The sequence below is a fragment of the Streptomyces sp. AC555_RSS877 genome (assembly GCF_019049245.1).
GTDB lineage: Bacteria > Actinomycetota > Actinomycetes > Streptomycetales > Streptomycetaceae > Streptomyces.
On sequence record NZ_JAGMUK010000054.1, the window covers coordinates 265,709 to 284,592 of the forward strand.

Genomic DNA, 18,884 nt, shown 5'->3' on the forward strand with positions numbered 1-18,884 from the left:
GCGACCGGAACGAGCGTGTGCCACGGGGCCCATGGACGAGGGACGACCGCAGGCTCGGGCGGCAACCGGTCGGGGCCGAGAAGAAGTCCTGGAGTGTGTGTGGTGGCGATGGCTGACTCCGGTGCGAGGCGGGAGGCGCGAGGCCCTGGGTGCGGGCCGGGCGACGGCGTGCACCGACGAGTCCAGGCGACGGCGGATTGTTGGGCAGCCCCGGTTCGGAGCACCAATCAATCCGCTCAGGCTGGTTGTTAGCGTGTGGGACGGCCGGGAACGAGGGGGAGACACGCATGGGGCGCCGGGAGAAACCGCTGGATCCTGGGGCGGGAGCGGTACAGCGCTTCGCCTACGAACTGCGCAAGCTGCGCGACGAGGCGGGCACCCCGACCTACCGTGCGATGGCAGACCGCGCCGGCTACTCCGCGCCCACGCTCTCCGCCGCCGCGTCCGGCGAACGGCTGCCGACCCTGCCGGTCCTCCTGGCATACGTCACCGCGTGTGGGGGCGACCCCGCTGACTGGGAGGGCCGCTGGCGGGAGACCGTCGCCGACTCGGCCGACGCCCGCGCGTCCGACGGCACCGACGGCGACGACAGCCCCTATCCGGGACTCGCCCGCTTCGAGACCGGCGACGGGGAGCACTTCCACGGCCGGGACGATCTGATCACCGAACTGGTCCGGCTCACCTCTCGCACGCGGTTCGCGGCGATCGTCGGCGCGTCCGGGAGCGGTAAGTCGTCGCTGCTGCGGGCGGGACTGGTGCCGGCGTTACGGCTGACAGAAGCCAGTCGACCGCATACAGCCGACCCCACACCGCACATCGCCGTCATTCGCCTGTTCACCCCGGGCCCGCACCCCGCCCGCACCCACGAAGCCCTGTTCACCCCGCACGACACACCGGGCGACACGCTCCTGGTCGTCGACCAGTTCGAGGAAGTCTTCACGCTCTGCGCCGACACCGCCGAACGCGCCCTCTTCCTCTCCCGGCTGCTCGCGGCGACGGACCCGGCCTCCGGGCTGCGCGTCGTGATCGCCGTACGTGCCGACTTCTACGGCCGTTGCGCGGAACACGGGCCGCTCGCCGAGGCGCTGCGGGACTCCGCACTGCTCGTCGGGCCGATGTCGCCGCGGGCGTTGCGAGAGGCGGTGGTGCGGCCGGCCGTCGCGCGTCGACTCGTGGTCGAACGCGCCCTGACCGCCCGGATCGTGGCGGACGTGGCCGGAGAACCGGGCGGTCTGCCGCTGATGGCCCACGCGCTGCGCGAGGTCTGGCGCCGTCGCGTCGGCAAGACGCTGACCCTGGCCGCCTACGAGGCCGTCGGCGGCGTCCAGGGAGCCGTCGCGCACACCGCGGAGGCCGTCCACGCCCGGTGCACACCCGCCGAAGCCGCCGCCCTGCGCGCACTGTTGCTGCGCCTGGTGAACCCCGGCGACGGCACCGAGGACACCCGCCGCCCCGCCGGCCGCAAGGAATTCGACGCCGACGAGACGACCGCCCGCGTCCTGGAACGCCTCGTCGCAAGCCGGCTGTTGACCGTCGACGGTGACACGGTGGACCTTGCGCATGAGGCACTGCTCGGTGCCTGGCCACGCCTGCGCGGCTGGCTGGACGCGGACCGCGAACGGCTGCGTCTGCACCGCCGGCTCACCGAAGCGGCCCAGGGCTGGGCCGAGTTGGACCGCGACGCGGGCGCACTCTACCGGGGCACACGGCTGACCGAGGCACGCGAGACCTTCGGTGACGGGGGCGAAGAGGGCCTGCCGCACGCGGAGTTGAACCGGCTCGAGCGTGAATTCCTGGCCGCGAGTGTCACGGCGTACGAGCACGGTCGGCGGGTCGCGACACGCGCCGCGCGCCGGCTGCGTGCGCTGTCCGGTGCGCTGGCCGTGTTGCTGTGTCTGGCCGTGGTCGCGGGCCTGGTGGCCTGGCGGCAGAACGAGGTCAGCGCACGGCAGCGCGACGAGGCCGAGGCCCGCAGCGCCGCCGCGCTGGTCGACACGCTGCGATCCACCGAGCCGCGCACCGCGATGCGCCTGGCGCTCGCCGCGTGGCGCACCGCCGACCTGCCCGAGACGCGGGAGTCCCTGCGGACGGCGGCGGCGCAGAGCGAACAGGACGTGTTCGTCCAGCCCGAGGTGGGCTCACGCGCGCTCAACGCGCCCGCCTGGCTCAGCCGGGACGGCAGGATCCTGACGACCGTCGTCCATGACCAGGCCGTGCAGTGGGACGTGGCGGAGCACCGGCGTATCCGTTCCGTGGAGCGCAAGGGCCTGTCGGAGCGGGTGGTCGGGGCCAGTGGGGACGGCCGGTCGGTCGCGTACCGCAGCGCCGACGGCGGCGGCATGGTGATCGCCGGGCTGGCGGACGGCAGCACACGTCATCTGCCGATCGGCTCGCGGGGAGACACCGATGCTGCCTTCGGGGAGAGTGGGCGCACGTTCCTGGTACGGCGTCCCGTCCGCGGCTCGGACAGCGGCCGGGCGACCCTCGACCTGTGGGACATACGGCGGCAGCGGCTGCTGTTCCGGTACGAGCGGGGCAGCGACGACGGCGCGCTGCCCGTGCTGAGCCGCGACGACCGTCATATCGCCTGGTGTGCGCAGGACGGCGACCAGTTGAAGGTCCTCGACGTCGCCGAAGGGCGCCTCGTCGCCACGCCGGTGCCCCGGGCGACCGAGCGGGCGCTGTGCCAGGGGGACCTCACCTTCACCTCCGACCAGCGGGCGCTGGCCTCCGGCACCTCCGAGGGGATCGTGACGTGGGATTTCCGTACCGGCCGGGAACGTCCCCGGCTGCCGATGGCGGGCGGCGCGCACGTCGTGGAGTTCGCCGGCGCCTACGCCCTGGCCTGGGGCAAGGGAGCCTTCACCCTGTGGCGTACGGACCTCCCGGACCCGGCGGACGACAGCCCACGCGAGCCGCTGCTCACGTATCCCGTGTCCGGCTCCGGGGTCGGTGACCTCCGGCTGGATCCCGACAAGGGTGTGCTGCGCTACCGGGAAGGTGGACGGACCAACATCGTGAACACCCTCTCGCTGCACGGGCTGATGGACAGGGACTGGCGGGACGAGCCGGCGTCCGAGGCGACGCCGCCCGTCACCGTCGCCGGGGCGCAGATCGTGGCGGTCGACACCACCGGCCGCACCGCACTGACGCCGGAGGGAACGCTCGTCGACGCGTCGACGGGCAGGCGCCGCGAGGAGGCCAAGGGAGTCGACGGCGAGGACTACCTCACCGCCGCCGTCTTCAGCCGGGACGGCACGTACCTCGCCGCAGCCGACTACCAGGGCCGCCTCACCCTGTGGGACGCGCACGCCTGGCGCAGGATCGCCGTCCTGCGGGCCGTCGGGTCCACCGTGCAGGGGGTGGCGTTGGCGTTCTCCGCCGACGGTTCGCTCCTGGCGGCCAGCGCGCCCGACGGATCCGTGCAGGTGTGGGAGACGGGCTCGCCCGCCCTGTCGCCGGCCGCGCTGCCGGCCGGGGACGGGCCGGTCCGAACGCTCCGGTTCACGGCGGACGGCGGCCGGTTGCGCATCGCCACGCCCCATCTCGCCGAGCGCAGCCGCCCGTCGGCGGCGAAACGGGCGGCGGACGAGGTGTGCGCACGAGCGCGACGCGGACTGACCGAGGCCGAGTGGCGCCGCTACTTCCCCTCGGCCGAGTACCGCGGCACCTGCGGCTCGTGAACCGCCCCTGCCCACTGCCCCTCCCCGAACGGAACTCCGCCGCCTGCCCCTTGACTTCGAGAGCGCTTCAACTGATGGACTCCCCGTCATCAACCCGAACGCAAGCTCCACCGAAGCTCCAGGGGGAACCATGACCGACTCTCCGGTCGCGCTCATCACCGGCGGCGGCAGCGGCATCGGCGCCGCGGTCGCCCGGCGGCTGCTCGACACCGGCGGGCGCGTGGCCGTCACCGGCCGCGGCGAGGCACGACTGCGCGGCTTCGCCGAGGAACTCGGCTGTCCCGACGGTCTGTTGACGCTCGTCGGCAACGCGGCCGAGTACGACAGTATCCAGTCGGCTGTCGACCGTACACTCAAGGAATACGGTCGACTGGATACAGTCGTCGCCAACGCCGGCTTCGCCACCCATGACTCCGTCGCGGACGGCGACCCCGCCGGATGGACCGAGATGGTGCTGACCAACGTCCTCGGTCCCGCGCTGCTCATCCGCGCATCGATCGACGCCCTGAAGGAGACCCGGGGGCGGATCGTGCTCGTCGGCAGTGTCGCCGGGTTCGTGCCGACCCCGGGCAACATCTACGGAGCGACGAAGTGGGCGGTGACCGGTCTGGCCGAGAACACCCGCCGGCAGGTGACGGAGTTCGGCGTGGGCGTGACCCTGATCGCGCCCGGCCGGGTGGAGACCCCGTTCTGGGACAGTTACGGCAGCCTGCCGCCCGGGCATCTGCTCACCGCCGACCAGATCGCCGACTCCATCGTGTGGGCCATGGGGCAGCCCGTCGGTGTCGACGTCAACACCGTCGTCGTACGTCCGATCGGGCAGCCCAACTGACGTGATATAGCGGTCAGTTGTCGCGGAGGAACCGCTTCGCCAGCCGCTCGCCCAGGGGTACCGCCGCCGTGCGGCTCTCGATGGGGGACACCCGGGAGTTCTTGAACAGGAGGTACGTCACTCCTGAGCCCGTGCCGCCCGTCGCGGGGTCCGGGTCGATGCCGAGGGCCCGTGCGGTGGCGTAGGAGGCCTCGCCGATGATCCTCGTGGGGCCGGTGTCGCCGACGACGGCGTACTGGACTTTCCCGTCGTGGATCACCGCGACCACGCAGCCGCCCCTGATGCCTGCGCGGGCGGGGTTCCAGACGCCGCTCGCCGCGGGCACGACGACGTACGGCAGGGTGTCGGAGCGCAGGGGCCTGCCGTCGGACTGGTGGAAGGCGGTGTCGGCGTGGAACCAGGGGTCGGTCCGCTCGTTGCACTTCGCGGTGCGGCGGCCGTCGCAGTCGATGTCCATGTCGGCCTTCCAGAACACCGCGCCCTTCTTGCCGCACACCGGGACGGTGGCCCGGGTGTTCGCGTCGGTGCGGTACCTGCCGCGGGAGATCTGCTTGCAGGACGTCACCTTCGCGAGCAGGTCGGCCGCGCTGACCGAGCCTCCCCGCGCCTGCGTCGGGCGCGGGGCGGCGTGGGCGCTCGCGGAGGGCGGCAGTTGCCCGGCGGCGAGCAGGGCGGCGGCGGGGAGCGCGGCGAGGGTCAGGGTGCGCAGGTGCACGGCGAGGGGCCCTTCCGGAGGGAAACGTGTGAGGGAAATCGGTTAATAACGAGTCCCTACCATGTGGATCCGGGGCGGCCCGCCGACATGGCCGCGTCCGTCCCCCGCGTGGGTGGCGGACATGGCAGCGCCCCGGGGCCGGCACCACCGAAGTGGTATCGGTCCCGGGGCGCGAGGCCGGGAAGGGTCAGGCGGCGTCGAGTGTCGCCGGGTCCGGGCCCAGGCGACGGTCCTCGTTCAGCGCGCTGATCGCCGCCAGGTCCTCGGCGTCCAGGCTGAAGTCGAAGACCTCGATGTTCTCCTTGATCCGGGACGGGGTCACGGACTTCGGGATCACGACGTTGCCGAGCTGGAGGTGCCAGCGCAGCACGACCTGGGCCGGGGTGCGGCCGTGCTTCTGGGCGATGGCGACGATCGCCGGAACCTCCAGGAGGCCCTTGCCCTGTCCGAGCGGCGACCAGGCCTCGGTGGCGATGCCCTGCCGCGCGTGGTACTCGCGGGAGGCGTGCTGCTGCAGGTGCGGGTGCAGCTCGATCTGGTTGACCGCCGGGATGACGGACGTCTCGGCGACCAGTCGCTCGAGGTGCTCGGTAAGGAAGTTGGACACACCGATGGCGCGCACGCGGCCGTCGGCGAGGAGCTTCTCGAACGCCCGGTAGGTGTCGACGTACTTGTCCGCGGACGGAAGCGGCCAGTGGATCAGGTACAGGTCGACGTACTCCAGGCCGAGCTTGGCCAGCGACGTGTCGAAGCCGCGCAGGGCGGAGTCGTATCCCTGGTCGCTGTTCCAGAGCTTGGTGGTGACGAAGACGTCCTCACGGGGCAGCCCGGAGGCCGCGATGGCCTTGCCGGTGCCCTCTTCGTTGCCGTAGATCGCCGCTGTGTCGATGCTGCGGTACCCGGCCTCCAGCGCGGTGGTGACCGCCTGCTGCGCCTCGGAGTCCGGCACCTGCCAGACTCCGAAGCCCAGCTGGGGCATCTCGACGCCGTTGTTGAGGATGATCTGGGGGACCTTGCTGCTCACGAGCTCTTGATCCTTACGGTTGTCGTCAGGTGGTACTCCCATCGTCAACGATCACGAGCCGTGATGCATTCCTGACCGGGGAATCGGCGAGAATCGGCGAGATCACCGGTAATAGGCGCTAATTGGGCAAGGTCGGTCGGAATGTGCTGGTTTCAGGCATCATGCCCGGTACAGCGCCTCGACCTCGCCCGCGTAGGCGTTCTCGATCGCCTTGCGCTTCAGCTTCAACGACGGGGTGAGCAGGCCGTGTTCCTCGGTGAAGGGCTGGGCGAGGATGCGGAAGGTGCGGATCGACTCGGCCTGGGAGACCAGCGTGTTGGCGGCGACCACGGCCCGCCTGACCTCCGTCTCCAGGTCCGTGTCGCGCACCAGTTCGGCGGGGGTCATCCGCGGTTTTGCGCGCATCGCCAGCCAGTGCTCCACGGCCTCCTGGTCGAGGGTGACGAGGGCGGCGATGTACGGGCGGTCGTTGCCCACGACGATGCACTGGGCGACCAGTGGATGGTCGCGCACCCGCTCCTCCAGCACGCCGGGGGAGACGCTTTTGCCGCCGGAGGTGACCAGGATCTCCTTCTTGCGGCCGGTGATGGTGAGGTAGCCGTCCTCGTCGAGGGAGCCGAGGTCGCCGGTGGCGAGCCAGCCGTCGTGCAGGGCTTCGTCGGTGGCCTTGGGGTTGTTGAGGTAGCCCTGGAAGACGTTCTCGCCGCGCAGCCAGATCTCGGCGTCGTCCGCGATGTGCACGGTCATGCCGGGGATGGCCTGGCCGACGGTGCCGTAGCGGGTGCGCTCGGGGGGGTTGGCGGTCGCGGCGGCGGTGGTTTCGGTCAGGCCGTAGCCCTCGTAGATGTGCACGCCCGCACCCGCCCAGAACAGCCCGAGCCTGCGGTCCATCGCCGAACCGCCCGACATCGCCTGCCGGATGCGGCCGCCCATCGCGGCCCGCACCTTGGAGTAGACGAGCTTGTCGAAGAGCTGGTGCTGCATGCGCAGCCCCGCCGAGGGGCCGGGCCCCACGCCCCAGGCCTTCGCCTCCATAGCGTCCGCGTACTTCACGGCGACCTCGACGGCCTTCTCGAAGGCACCGGACCTGCCCTCCCTCTCGGCTTTGCGGCGGGCGGCGTTGAACACCTTCTCGAAGATGTACGGCACGGCGAGGAAGAAGGTCGGCTTGAAGGCGGCCAGGTCGGGCAGCAGGGCGGCCGCGTTCAGCTGCGGCTGGTGGCCGAACTTGACCTTGCCGCGGATCCCGGCGATCTGGACCATCCGCCCGAAGACGTGCGCGAGCGGCAGGAACAGCAGGGTCGCCGCCTCGTCGCCCTTCTTCGAGTGGAAGACCGGCTCCCAGCGCTCGATGACCGTGTCCGCCTCGTACATGAAGTTGCCGTGCGAGATGACGCAGCCCTTGGGGCGGCCGGTGGTGCCCGAGGTGTAGATGATCGTGGCGACCGAGTCGGGGGTGACCGCCTGCCGGTGCCGGTGCACCACCTCGTCGTCGAGGTGGGCGCCGGCCTCGTACAACTCCTGCAGGGCGCCCGCGTCGAGCTGCCACAGCTGGCGCAGTTGCGGCAGCCGGTCGATGACGGTGGCGATCGTCATCGCGTGGTCCTCGTGCTCCACGACGGCCGCCGTGCACTCGGAGTCGTACAGCATCCAGAAGCACTGCTCGGCCGACGACGTGGGGTAGACGGGCACCACCTGGGCGCCGATCGTCCACAGGGCGAAGTCGAACAGGGTCCACTCGTAGCGGGTGGGGGACATGATCGCGACCCGGTCGCCGAAGCGGATGCCCTGGGCGAGCAGGCCCTTGGCGAGGGCGAGGACCTCGTCGCGGAACTCGGCGGCGGTCACGTCCCGCCACTGCCCCATCTCGTCCTTGCGGCCGAGCGCGATGTGCAGCGGGTCCTCCTGGGCATGCTGGAAGACGACGTCGGCCAGTCCGCCCACCGGCGGTGCCAACGCCAACGGAGGGTTGGTGAACTCGCGCAATCCCCGCTCCCCGCCTCTTGTGACGCTCCGCACAGCGCCGTGAAAGCTACCCCACGCCGGGGACGGGCGGGAGGGGGACGAAAACCGAGCAGTGCTCATGTATGCCCTGGTCAGTGGCGGAAAATGCGCTCACATAGGGAAGGGTCGGACAGAAAACTGACGGTTGAGTAAGTTTCGGTGCCGTAATCTCCACCGAATCTGTACGACCTGATTGCGGCCACGGCGGTGGCCGGAATGCGACCGTCGAGCCCGGCGGGCGGCCTCATCCGCGCTGTACGGTCCCCTCCTGTGTCGGCGCCGGGGCCGCCGAAACCGTCACCTTCCCCCGCGCCGTCCGCGGACCACGCACCAGCGCGAGCACCAGCACTCCGGCGACCACGGCCACCAGACCGGCGACCAGTGCCGCCCGGTCGAGCCCCGCGGCGAAGGCCGCCCGCAGGGTGTGCTCGGAGAACGTGCCCCCGAGCGCCTCGGCGCCGCCGCCCGCGAGGGCGTGGGCCGCGTCGTGCGGCAGCGTGTCCTGCATCCGGGAGGTGAGGACGGTGCCGATGAAGGCGATGCCGATCGCGTAGCCGAGCTGCCGGAACGTGTTGACCGCGCCGCCCGCCATGCCCGCCCGCTCCGCCGGCACGGCGGCCAGCGCCGCGCCCGCCATGCCGGGCGACACCAGCCCCGTACCGGCACCCACCAGCACCAGCCCCGGAATCAGCGCGTTCGCGCCGGAGTCCGCGTCCAGGCCGGCCATGCAGAACTGGCCGACGCCGACCAGCAGCAGCCCGCCCCCGATGGTGAACCGGGCCGGCGCCCCGTGCAGCAGCCGCCCCCCGGCCGCCGCCACCGCGAACGAGGCGAGGGACATCCACAGCAACTGCACGCCACCGCGCACCGCGCTCATGCCGAGCATCGACTGCAGCCAGATCGAGGTGTACGCCAGCACGCCGAACGCCGCCCCGTTGAAGGCGAGCGCGCCCGCCATCACCCCGGAGAACGCGGGCTTCGTGAAGAGCCGCAGATCGAGCAGCGGATCGGCGCTGCGCCGTTCCACGGCGAGGAAGGCCGCCAGCGCCACGACCGCCGTCGCGAACCAGACGAGCGTGCCGCTCGCGGTCCAGCCGTGCGACCCGGCCCGCACCGCCCCGTACGTCACCGCCCCGGCGAAGGCCGCGAAGGTCACCGTGCCCGCCCAGTCGACACGCCGGCCCCGCCGGCCCCGCGACTCGGGTACGACCCGCAGCGTCAGCCAGACCGCCGCCACACTGACCGGCAGGTTCACGAAGAAGATCCACCGCCAGCCCGGCCCGTCGGTGAGCAGTCCGCCGGCCAGCGGTCCGACCGCGGCGGCCGCCCCGCTGACCGCGCCCCACACCCCGAGCGCCGTCGAGCGCTGCCGTGCCTGGTAGACGGAGCCCAGCAGCGGCAGTGTCGTGGCGAACATCGCCGCCGCGCCCACCCCCTGCAGCCCGCGCGCGGCTACCAGCATGCCGGGCCCGGTCGCCAGGCCGCACCACAGTGACGCGCCCGCGAACAGCACCACGCCCACGACGTGCACCCGCCGCCGCCCGAGCACGTCAGCGGCGGCCCCCATCCCGAGCAGCAGCGCCGCCAGCGCCAGCGCGTACCCGTCCATCACCCACTGCAGATCGCTCAGCGACGCGTCCAGCGCCCGAGCCATGTCCGGCAGTGCCACGATCGCGATCGTCACGTCCAGCAACAACATGAACGTGCCCAGACAGACCGCCGTCAGCGGCCCCCATGTACGCATGTCCCCTACTCCCTCTGTGGTGTGTGCGCTGCCTCCGTACGATGGGGCGCACACGGCCGATCGCAGCGGTAGCGGTCCGCCTGACGCCGAAACCCGACAGGGGTGAGCCGTATGGAGAGGGAATCCGACACCTTCGACCGGCTCGATCTGCAGCTGCTGGACGCGCTGGAGGTCAACGGCCGTGCCTCGTTCAGCCGGATCGGGGCGGTCCTCGGCGTCTCCGACCAGACCGTCGCGCGCCGCTACCGCAGGCTGTGGGCGCAGGGCGGCCTGAGAGTCGTCGCCGTCCGGGACGCCGAACGCCTCGGGCAGGACCAGTGGACCCTGCGGCTGCGCTGCGTGCCCGACAGCGCCCTGGCCATCGCGGACGCGCTCGCCAAGCGGCCCGACACGAGCTGGATCGGCATCGCCGCGGGCGGCACCGAGGTGATCTTCGGGACCCGGCCGCGCAGCGTCGGAGACCGTGACGACCTGCTGCTGGGCAAACTCCCGCGCACCCCGCGCGTCATGGAGGTCCGCGCCCACCAGATGCTGCACCGCTTCTACGGCGGGCCGAGCGGCTGGCTGCGCAAGTTCGCCGCGCTCACCGCGGACCAGCTCGCCGCTCTCGGTCCCGGACCGGTCCGCGCCGAGGGCCCGGCACGCATCGACCCGCAGGACGAGGCCCTGGTCGTCGCGCTGGAACAGGACGGCCGCGCCGGCTACCCCGAACTCCAGCGCGCCACCGGCCGTTCGGAGTCCGCCGTCAAACGCCGCCTCGCCGCGCTGCTCGCCTCCGGCGCGGTCTACATCGACGTGGAGTACCACACCGAGGCGATCGGCCATCCGGTCGCCGCCGTCCTGTGGATCACCACCACTCCGGCCGCCCTGCACTCCGTCGGTGAGGCCCTCGCCACCCACGACGAGATCGCCCACGCCGCCGCCACCGCCGGCCCCTCCAACATCATGGCCACCGTCGTGGTCAGGAGTACGGCGCACCTGTACGCCTACCTCAGCGGCCCGCTCGGCCACCTGGACGGGGTCCAGCACGTGGAGGCCTCGCCGTTCATGCGGCGCGTGAAGCAGCTCACCTATCAGCATCCGGTGCGCTGACGCCCGGCCGCCGCGCCGCGTCAGCGCCGGTGCAGCCGGTCCCCGCCCGCCAGGACCGCCGTCGCCAGTGCGTCGGCGGCGCCCTGGGCGGCCGTACGGCGGCGGCCGTGGACCAGGACGAAGTCGACCCGGCCGAGTTCCGGCAGCCCCGACCGGTCGGGCACGCGCACCAGGCCCGGCGGGATCAGCCCCCGGGAGTGGGCCATCACGCCGAGGCCCGCGCGGGCCGCCGCGACCAGCCCGCTCAGGCTGGCGCTGGTGCACGCGACGCGCCACGCCCGCCCCTGCCGCTCCAGCGCCTCCAGGGCGAGCGCCCGGGTGATGCCCGGCGGCGGGTACACGATCAACGGCACCGGCCGGTCCGCGTCCAGGCGCAGCCGCTCCGCGCCGATCCACACCAGCTCGTCGTGCCAGACCAGTTGTCCGCGCGGATCCTCGGGACGCCGCTTCGCCAGCACCAGGTCCAGCTTCCCGGCCGCCAACTGCTCGTGCAGCGTGCCCGACAGCTCGACCGTCAGCTCCAGGTCGACCTCGGGATGGTCGTGCCGGAAGCCTTCCAGGATCTCCGGCAGCCGGGTCAGTACGAAGTCCTCCGACGCCCCGAACCGCAGCCGGCCGCGTACCCGCGTCCCCGTGAAGAACGCCGTCGCCTGCTCGTGCACCTCCAGGATCCGGCGCGCGAAGCCGAGCATCGCCTCGCCGTCCTCCGTCAGTTCCACGGAGTGGGTGTCCCGGGTGAACAGCTGCCGCCCGGCGGCGTCCTCCAGCCGCCGCACATGCTGGCTGACGGTCGACTGGCGCAGCCCCAGCCGCCGGGCGGCCTGCGTGAAGCTGAGCGTCTGGGCCACCGCGAGGAACGTGCGCAGCTGGGAGGGGTCGTACACGAGACCAGGCTATCGCGGAACATGATGACAGTGAGTGCGGTATACGGGATTCCCGATCGCCGGGTTCGAGAGCAGGATGGAGCGGGGACCCGTGACCCCCGCACCGCCGACAGCACCGAGTAAGTGGAGCACCGTGAAACGCCTGCGATGGCCGAGCTGGATGCCGATCGACCCGTACATCCTGCTGCTGATCGGGACGGTGGGCCTCGCCGCTCTCCTCCCCGCCCGCGGGACGGCGGCCGACGTGGCCTCCGGCGCCTCCACGGGCGCGATCGCCTTCCTCTTCTTCCTCTACGGCGCCCGGCTGTCCACCCGTGAGTCGCTGGACGGGCTCAAGCACTGGCGGCTCCACATCACCGTCCTGGCCTGCACGTTCGTCCTGTTCCCGCTGCTGGGCCTGGCCGCCCGCGGACTCGTGCCCGTCTTCCTGACCCACCCGCTCTACCAGGGCCTGCTCTTCCTCACGCTCGTCCCCTCGACGATCCAGTCGTCGATCGCCTTCACCTCCATGGCCCGCGGAAACGTTCCCGCCGCGATCTGCGCCGGCTCCTTCTCCTCCCTGGTGGGGATCGTCGTCACCCCGCTGCTGGCGGCCGCCCTGCTCGGCAGCAGCGCCGGCGGGTTCTCCGCCGACTCCCTGCTGGAGATCGTGCTCCAGCTGCTGGTGCCGTTCCTCGCCGGGCAGCTGCTGCGCCGCTGGATCGGCGGCTTCGTCACCCGGCACAAGAAGGTCCTCGGGCTGGTCGACCGCGGCTCGATCCTCCTCGTCGTGTACACGGCGTTCAGCGAGGGCATGGTCCAGGGCGTCTGGCACCAGGTCAGCCCCCTCAGGCTGGCCGGCCTGCTGGGCGTGGAGGTCGTGCTCCTCGCCGTGATGCTGGCGCTGACCTGGTACGGCAGCAAGGCGCTCCGCTTCGGCCGCGAGGACCGGATCGCGATCCAGTTCGCCGGCTCGAAGAAGTCCCTGGCCTCCGGGCTGCCCATGGCGAGCGTCCTGTTCGGCGCGCACGCCGCGCTGGCCGTGCTGCCGTTGATGCTCTTCCACCAGATGCAGCTGATGGTGTGCGCGGTGATCGCCAAGCGCCGCTCGCACGACCCCTACGACAGTCACGAGGCCGACACCACTGCCGCCGAGGTCACCCCGCCGGCTTCAGCCGCAGGGTCACGAACCGCGGTCGGTACAGGGAAACGTTCCGATTGAGCTGGGCCGCCGCCCCCGTCGGCTCCAGCCAGTTGACGTCGTAGCTCAGCACCAGCCGTCCCTCACCGCCGAGTTCCGGATGCACCTGCGGGTTGTAGGCGGCGACCTGCCCCGGCGGCAACGACGGGGTGAAGTCCTTCGCCGGGCCGTGCCAGGGCCCGGTGGGCGAACAGGCCCAGTACGAGGTCACGGTGGTCAGCCCCCGCGTCCCCGCCGCCATCGTGAACAGCACGTACGTCCCGCCCTGCCGCACCACCGAGAACGCACTGCCCACCCCGGTGCGCCGCCCGTCCCCCAGCACCGCCCCCGGCCGGGCCCGCGCCGCCCAGGCGGAGCCGTCCCAGTACTCCCAGGCGGCAGGGTCCCCGAGCCCGCCCTCGGGCACCCGCGCCACGTACGCGTGCGAGGCGGGCCGGGACGCGGCCTGCCCGTCGTCGCCGCCGAACACATACGTCCAGCCGCCCTCGTCGACCAGCGTCGTACCGAACAGCACCCGCCGGGACGGATCCCGCACGGGCCGCTGGTCGAGCACTTCGACCACCGACTCGACCCGCAGGTCGGGCAGGGACAGCGTGGCGACCTCGGTGGCGGTGGGCATCCCGTAGATCCAGGGCGCCGGTCCCGCCGTCCGCACCCACAGCAGCACCCGCAGCACCTGTTCGTCGGAGCCGGGGGAGCGGGGCTCGACGCGGGCCGCGACCGGCCAGCGCCACTGGTTCGGGCCCGGGTCGGGGAAGAGCGGCGCGGGCAGCGTGCCCGCGAGGCGCCCGTCGTCCATCAGCACGGCCGAGTTGCGCACCAGGGGAGCCGTCCCGTCCCGCCACGCGTACGACTCGCCGACCGGGTTGGGCGGCCGGTGCACCTGGCCGAGGTAGGTGTCCGAGAACAGCCACAGCAGCCGTCCGTCCGGCAGCCGCACCGAGTGCGTGCCGTCGCCGCCGGTCCAGTCGTCGGTACGGTTCGCGTCGTCGCCGTAGCGGGCGAACTCGGTGTTCAGACGGTCTTCTGCCGCCCACGAGCCGACGGTATGCGGTATACAGTCTCCCGGATTCTGTCGATCGTAGTCTTCCGGCAGCGCGCTGAGCAGCACCGCCGCGAGAACCAGGGTCAGCAGCAGGCCGACCACGGTTCCCGTCCGTTGTCGTGCTCGTACGTCCTCGGGCACGCTCCCGGACGTTAGCGGCTGTTGCCCACGTGGTCCATGGGCAGCCACACGACGGCGTTCCCCGCAAGTGCGCTCCCGGCCTTGATCTCCTCGTCGGTGAGCGCCCGGTCCCACACGCGCACGTCGTCGATCGCGCCGGTGAAGAAGGCCCGGCCGTCCATGCGTTGCCCGACGTGCACGCCGAACGGCGCGTTGCGGCTGACCGAACCCGGCACATCCGCGGCGCCGATCGCCGTACCGTCGACGAACAGGGGATGACGGACACCTCGCACCGCTGGCCGCTGACCGTCAAGGGCTGCCGCACGCGGCCGGTTCATCGGCCCGTCGATCCGGATTTCCGCAACGTACGGCTGACGGCGGATAACGTTCCGTCATGAACGCACCTCACACCGTCGGTTCCCGGCTCGCGCTCGACCCCGCGCGCACCGCCCTCGTGCTCGTCGACCTGATGGACCGCATCGTCGCGCTGCCCCTGGAGCCCCGAAAGGGCACCGAACTCCTCGCGGCCTCCGAGGAGTTGGCGGCCGGCTTCCGTTCGGCGGGCGCGCTCGTCGTCCTGGTCCGGGTCGAGCGTCCCGGTGTCGCCGAGCAGCCGGCCGGCAGTGGGCTGGTGCCGGGCCTGCTCCGGGACGGCGACGTCGAGATCGTGAAGCGGACGATCGGCGGCTTCCAGGGCACCGGCCTGGACGAGCGCCTGCGGGACCATGGCGTCAGCACACTGGTGCTCGGGGGCATCGCCACCAACCTCGGCGTCGAGTCCACCGCCCGCGCCGCCGGCGACCTCGGCTACGACCTGGTCTTCGTCGAGGACGCCATGGCCGCGTTCACCGCCGCCGAGCACGAGGCGTCGGTGCGCCTCGACTTCCCGCGGCTGGGGACGGTCGTGACCGCCGCGGAGGTGCGCTTCAGCACGGGTTGAGGCGGGGCCCCTGCGGCGCAGGGGGCGCTCCCCGCCGGTCGGGGCCCCGCCGCCGTGTCGCGGGGAGCCGGTCAGCCCTGGGCGGCCGCAGCCTGCAGAGCGATTCGGCCCTCGCCCGCGTACACGTTCATGGAACTGCCCCGCAGGAAGCCCACCAAGGTCAGCCCCGCCTCCGCCGCCAGGTCCACGGCCAGCGACGAGGGGGCCGATACCGCGGCGAGCACCGGGATGCCCGCCATCACGGCCTTCTGCGCGAGCTCGAAGGAGGCCCGGCCCGACACCAGCAGGATGGCGCGGGACAGCGGCAGGTCCCCGTTCTGCAGGGCACGGCCGACCAGTTTGTCGACCGCGTTGTGCCGGCCCACGTCCTCGCGTATGTCGAGCAGCTCGCCGTCCTCGGTGAACAGGGCCGCCGCGTGCAGGCCTCCGGTCCGGTCGAAGACCCGCTGGGCCGCACGGAGCCGGTCGGGGAGGCTCGCGAGCAGCTCGGGCCCGACGCGGACCGGGGGAGTGTCGGCGATGGGCCAGCGGGCGGTCGTACGGACGGCGTCGAGGCTCGCCTTCCCGCACAGGCCGCAGGACGAGGTGGTGTACACGTTCCGTTCGAGCGTGATGTCGGGCATCGTCACGTCCGGGGCGGTCTTCACGTCCACCACGTTGTACGTGTTCGAGCCGTCTACGGTCGCCCCCGCACAGTAGACAATGTTCAGCAGGTCGGATGCGGCGGCCAGAACGCCCTCGCTCACCAGGAAACCGGCGGCGAGCGCGAAGTCGTCACCCGGTGTGCGCATGGTGATCGCGAGTGACTTGCCGTTCAGCCGGATCTCCAGCGGTTCCTCGGCGACGAGCGTGTCCGGGCGGCTGGAGACCACCCCGTCCCGGATCCGCATCACCTTGCGTCGTTCCGTGACTCGTCCCATGTCCTGATCAGCCCCGGTTCTGTACGTGCTGGTAGCCGAAACGGCCCTTGATGCAGAGATTGCCGTGGGTCACCGGGTTGTCGTGCGGTGAGGTGACCTTCACGATCTCATTGTCCTGCACGTGGAGCGTGAGGTTGCAGCCCACTCCGCAGTAGGCGCACACCGTGGTCGTCTCGGTCTGCGCCGACTCGTCCCACGTACCCGCCGCCCGCATGTCGAACTCCGACTTGAAGGACAGCGCTCCCGTGGGGCACACCTCGATGCAGTTGCCGCAGTACACACACGCGGAGTCGGTCAGCGGCGCGTCGTGCTCGACGGCGATCCGGGAGTCGAAGCCGCGGCCGGTGACGGAGATGGCGAACGTGTTCTGCCACTGGTCGCCGCAGGCGTCCACGCACTTGTAGCAGAGGATGCACTTGTCGTAGTCGCGCACGTACAGGTCGTTGTCGACCCGGGGTTGCTCGTCGAGGCGGGCCGCTTTCGGGCCGAAACGGTCCGGCTTCGCCTCGTACTCCTTGATCCACTCCGCGAACCTCGGCGTCGTCGACATGTCGACCGAGGAGGCGAGCAGTTCGAGGACGATCTTGCGGCTGTGCCGGGCCCGTTCGGTGCCGGTCCTCACCTCCATGCCGGGCTCGGCCTTGCGGGAGCAGGCGGGGACCAGGGTGCGCGCGCCCTCGACCTCGACGACGCAGAGGCGGCAGGCGTTCTTGGGGGTGAGGGTGTCGCCCTCGCAGAGGGTCGGGATATCCTTCCCGGCCGCCCGGCAGGCGTCGAGGATGGTCGAGCCCTCGGGGACCCTGGCCTCCACCCCGTCGACGGTGAACTCCAGCAGGCGGCGGGGGATCCCCAGCGGTGTCACGGTCATTCGTACGCCCCCAGGCGGTCGATGGCGGATTCCACGGCGTTCCACGCGGTCTGCCCCAGACCGCAGATGGAGGCGTCCCGCATGGCGCGGCCGACCTCCCTGAGCAGGGCGATGTCGTCGGCCGCCGCCGCGCCGGTGCGCTCCGCGATCCGGTGCAGCGCCTCCTCCTGCCGTACGGTCCCGACCCGGCACGGCACGCACTGACCACACGACTCGTCACGGAAGAACTCGGCGATCCTCAGCAGGAGCCGGGGCAGCGGGACCGTGTCGTCGAAGGCCATCACGACCCCCGAGCCGAGGGTGGTGCCCGCCTGGCGGGTGCCCTCGAAGGTGAGCGGGATGTCCCGTTCGTCCGGCCGTACGAAGCCGCCGGCCGCCCCGCCGAGCAGGACCGCTCGGAGTCCCTCGCGTACGCCCGCCAGCTCCAGCAGCTCGCCCAGGGTCGCGCCGAACGGCAGCTCGTAGATGCCGGGCCGGGTCACGCTTCCCGACACGCAGAACAGCTTGGGCCCCGTGGAACGTTCCGTGCCGATCGCCGCGTATGCCGGGGCGCCCATGGTCAGGACCGGCAGCACGTTGACCAGCGTCTCCACGTTGTTCTCGACCGTGGGCTTGCCGAACAGGCCCTTCTCCACGGGGAAGGGGGGCTTCGAGCGCGGCTCACCCCGGTACCCCTCGATGGAGTTGAACAGGGCCGTCTCCTCCCCACAGATGTAGGCCCCCGCGCCCCGCCGGATCTCGATGTCGAAGGCGTAGCCCTGGCCGAGGACGTCGTCGCCGAGCAGCCCACGGGCCCGCGCCTGGTCGACGGCAGATTGCATACGGTGTATCGCCCGCGGATACTCGCCGCGCAGATACAGGTGTCCGCGGTGCGCGCCGGTCGCGTACGCCGCGATCGTCATCGCCTCCACCAGCGCGTACGGGTCGCCCTCCATGATCACGCGGTCCTTGAAGGTGCCCGGCTCGGACTCGTCCGCGTTGCACACCAGGTAGTGCGGGTGGTCGGGCTGCGACGCCGTGGCCTGCCACTTGCGGCCGGTCGGGAAGGCGGCCCCGCCACGCCCGACCAGGCCGGAGTCGGTGACCTCGCGGATGACTCCGGCGGGACCGAGGTCGAAGGCCCGGCGCAGGGCGGCGTATCCGCCGTGGGCGCGGTAGTCGTCCAGGCTCGCGGGGTCCACCACGCCGACGCGACGGAGCAACGTCAACGACGGGTCCCCCGCCTGGGGCACCGCCATCGCCGCCGACGGCTCCTCCGGCGCCGCGTCGGGTGCGCTCGCGGCGAGGACGGCGCCCTGCACGGTCGCCGGCGCCGCCACCGCCGTACGCACCGGATCCCCGGCCCTGACCGCGAGCGCGGCCGGAGCCCGCTCGCACAGGCCGAGGCACGGGCTGCGCTCGACCGACACACCGCTGCCGAGGCCCAGCCGGGACTCGATGCCGGCGCACAGCTCGGACGCCCCGGCGGCCGCGCACGCCAGGTCCGTGCACACGTGCAGCACGGTCGCCGGGCGCGGCTTGACCGAGAACATGGCGTAGAAGGTGGCGACCCCGTACGCCTCGGCCGGGGGCACCGTCAGCCGCCGGCACAGGTAGTCGAGGGCGCCCTCGCTGATCCAGCCGACCCGGTCGTTGATCGCGTGCAGCCCCGGCAACAGCAGGTCCCGGCGCTCCCGGGCCGCGCGCCCGCCACGGGCCCACCTCAGGTCCGCGGCCCTCATCTCGTCGCGGTCCGCTCCCTCCCACGAGGACTGAGGGGGACCTAGCAGCGCGTCGACCGCCGCCCGCTCCTCGTCCGTCGGTTTGCTGTCACCGAAGTGCAGGTCCACTGCA

General features: G+C 72.1%; 15 protein-coding genes. 5 read left to right on the forward strand and 10 right to left on the reverse strand.

The window, feature by feature from the left end:
* Window positions 1-287 precede the first annotated feature (287 nt).
* Complete coding sequence (locus KUM49_RS24785; protein WP_217239131.1) at window positions 288-3,683, forward strand: hypothetical protein; 3,396 nt, start codon at window positions 288-290, stop codon at window positions 3,681-3,683.
* A gap of 130 nt (window positions 3,684-3,813) precedes the next feature.
* Window positions 3,814-4,515, forward strand: a complete 702-nt coding sequence (locus KUM49_RS24790) for an SDR family oxidoreductase (protein WP_217239132.1) — start codon at window positions 3,814-3,816, stop codon at window positions 4,513-4,515.
* 13 nt (window positions 4,516-4,528) lie between these two features.
* Here KUM49_RS24790 and KUM49_RS24795 read toward each other — a convergent pair whose 3' ends face one another.
* The 4 genes from KUM49_RS24795 to KUM49_RS24810 form a co-directional block, all read right to left on the reverse strand.
* Window positions 4,529-5,230 carry a glycoside hydrolase family 75 protein gene (locus KUM49_RS24795; RefSeq protein WP_217239133.1) on the reverse strand — a complete coding sequence of 234 codons (702 nt, stop codon included), beginning with the start codon at window positions 5,228-5,230 and terminating at the stop codon, window positions 4,529-4,531.
* 187 nt (window positions 5,231-5,417) lie between these two features.
* Window positions 5,418-6,254 (reverse strand): aldo/keto reductase, encoded by an 837-nt coding sequence (locus tag KUM49_RS24800; RefSeq protein WP_308406723.1) that lies wholly within the window; start codon window positions 6,252-6,254, stop codon window positions 5,418-5,420.
* Window positions 6,255-6,413: 159 nt separating this feature from the next.
* On the reverse strand, window positions 6,414-8,240 hold the full coding sequence (locus tag KUM49_RS24805; protein ID WP_217239135.1) for a long-chain fatty acid--CoA ligase: 1,827 nt from the start codon (window positions 8,238-8,240) through the stop codon (window positions 6,414-6,416).
* A gap of 262 nt (window positions 8,241-8,502) precedes the next feature.
* Window positions 8,503-10,002 (reverse strand): MFS transporter, encoded by a 1,500-nt coding sequence (locus KUM49_RS24810; RefSeq protein ID WP_217239136.1) that lies wholly within the window; start codon window positions 10,000-10,002, stop codon window positions 8,503-8,505.
* A 111-nt stretch (window positions 10,003-10,113) separates the two neighbouring features.
* Here KUM49_RS24810 and KUM49_RS24815 point away from each other — a divergent pair, with 111 nt between their 5' ends.
* Window positions 10,114-11,094: an Lrp/AsnC family transcriptional regulator gene (locus tag KUM49_RS24815; RefSeq protein WP_217239137.1), complete on the forward strand. Its 981-nt coding sequence runs from the start codon at window positions 10,114-10,116 to the stop codon at window positions 11,092-11,094.
* Between the two features lie 20 nt (window positions 11,095-11,114).
* On the opposite strand, the gene KUM49_RS24820 is transcribed toward KUM49_RS24815, so the two are convergent.
* Complete coding sequence (locus tag KUM49_RS24820) at window positions 11,115-11,978, reverse strand: LysR substrate-binding domain-containing protein (RefSeq protein WP_217239138.1); 864 nt, start codon at window positions 11,976-11,978, stop codon at window positions 11,115-11,117.
* Window positions 11,979-12,138: 160 nt separating this feature from the next.
* On the opposite strand from KUM49_RS24820, the gene KUM49_RS24825 reads away from it, so the two are divergent.
* Window positions 12,139-13,179: a bile acid:sodium symporter family protein gene (locus KUM49_RS24825; RefSeq protein ID WP_217239239.1), complete on the forward strand. Its 1,041-nt coding sequence runs from the start codon at window positions 12,139-12,141 to the stop codon at window positions 13,177-13,179.
* Here KUM49_RS24825 and KUM49_RS24830 read toward each other — a convergent pair.
* Together KUM49_RS24830 and KUM49_RS24835 are read right to left on the reverse strand one after the other, a co-directional pair.
* Entirely contained in the window at window positions 13,115-14,344 is a 1,230-nt protein-coding gene (locus tag KUM49_RS24830) for a DUF4185 domain-containing protein (protein WP_217239139.1), read from the reverse strand. The genes KUM49_RS24825 and KUM49_RS24830 overlap by 65 nt on opposite strands.
* An 11-nt stretch (window positions 14,345-14,355) precedes the next feature.
* Window positions 14,356-14,616: a LamG-like jellyroll fold domain-containing protein gene (locus KUM49_RS24835; protein ID WP_374200196.1), complete on the reverse strand. Its 261-nt coding sequence runs from the start codon at window positions 14,614-14,616 to the stop codon at window positions 14,356-14,358.
* 101 nt (window positions 14,617-14,717) lie between these two features.
* Here KUM49_RS24835 and KUM49_RS24840 point away from each other — a divergent pair, with 101 nt between their 5' ends.
* The gene (locus KUM49_RS24840; protein ID WP_217239140.1) at window positions 14,718-15,263 is read left to right on the forward strand and encodes an isochorismatase family protein; all 546 of its coding nucleotides are present in this window, start codon (window positions 14,718-14,720) and stop codon (window positions 15,261-15,263) included.
* 71 nt (window positions 15,264-15,334) lie between these two features.
* On the opposite strand, the gene fdhD is transcribed toward KUM49_RS24840, so the two are convergent.
* The 3 genes from fdhD to KUM49_RS24855 are packed head-to-tail and all read right to left on the reverse strand — an operon-like array spanning window position 15,335 to window position 18,880.
* Window positions 15,335-16,183 (reverse strand): formate dehydrogenase accessory sulfurtransferase FdhD, encoded by an 849-nt coding sequence (gene fdhD / locus KUM49_RS24845; protein WP_217239141.1) that lies wholly within the window; start codon window positions 16,181-16,183, stop codon window positions 15,335-15,337.
* A 7-nt stretch (window positions 16,184-16,190) separates the two neighbouring features.
* On the reverse strand, window positions 16,191-17,051 hold the full coding sequence (locus KUM49_RS24850; RefSeq protein WP_217239142.1) for a 2Fe-2S iron-sulfur cluster-binding protein: 861 nt from the start codon (window positions 17,049-17,051) through the stop codon (window positions 16,191-16,193).
* Window positions 17,048-18,880 carry an NAD(P)H-dependent oxidoreductase subunit E gene (locus KUM49_RS24855; RefSeq protein ID WP_217239143.1) on the reverse strand — a complete coding sequence of 611 codons (1,833 nt, stop codon included), beginning with the start codon at window positions 18,878-18,880 and terminating at the stop codon, window positions 17,048-17,050. Before KUM49_RS24855 ends, KUM49_RS24850 begins: the two co-directional genes overlap by 4 nt.
* Between the last annotated feature and the right edge of the window lie 4 nt (window positions 18,881-18,884).

Bases quoted from the DNA above. Each gene is read 5' to 3' on its own strand.
- KUM49_RS24850 (WP_217239142.1), bottom strand. From the start codon at position 17,051: ATGACCGTGACACCGCTGGGGATCCCCCGCCGCCTGCTGGAGTTCACC.
- KUM49_RS24840 (WP_217239140.1), top strand. From the start codon at position 14,718: ATGAACGCACCTCACACCGTCGGTTCCCGGCTCGCGCTCGACCCCGCG.
- KUM49_RS24815 (WP_217239137.1), top strand. From the start codon at position 10,114: ATGGAGAGGGAATCCGACACCTTCGACCGGCTCGATCTGCAGCTGCTG.
- KUM49_RS24810 (WP_217239136.1), bottom strand. From the start codon at position 10,002: ATGCGTACATGGGGGCCGCTGACGGCGGTCTGTCTGGGCACGTTCATG.
- fdhD (WP_217239141.1), bottom strand. From the start codon at position 16,183: ATGGGACGAGTCACGGAACGACGCAAGGTGATGCGGATCCGGGACGGG.
- KUM49_RS24785 (WP_217239131.1), top strand. From the start codon at position 288: ATGGGGCGCCGGGAGAAACCGCTGGATCCTGGGGCGGGAGCGGTACAG.
- KUM49_RS24825 (WP_217239239.1), top strand. From the start codon at position 12,139: ATGCCGATCGACCCGTACATCCTGCTGCTGATCGGGACGGTGGGCCTC.
- KUM49_RS24790 (WP_217239132.1), top strand. From the start codon at position 3,814: ATGACCGACTCTCCGGTCGCGCTCATCACCGGCGGCGGCAGCGGCATC.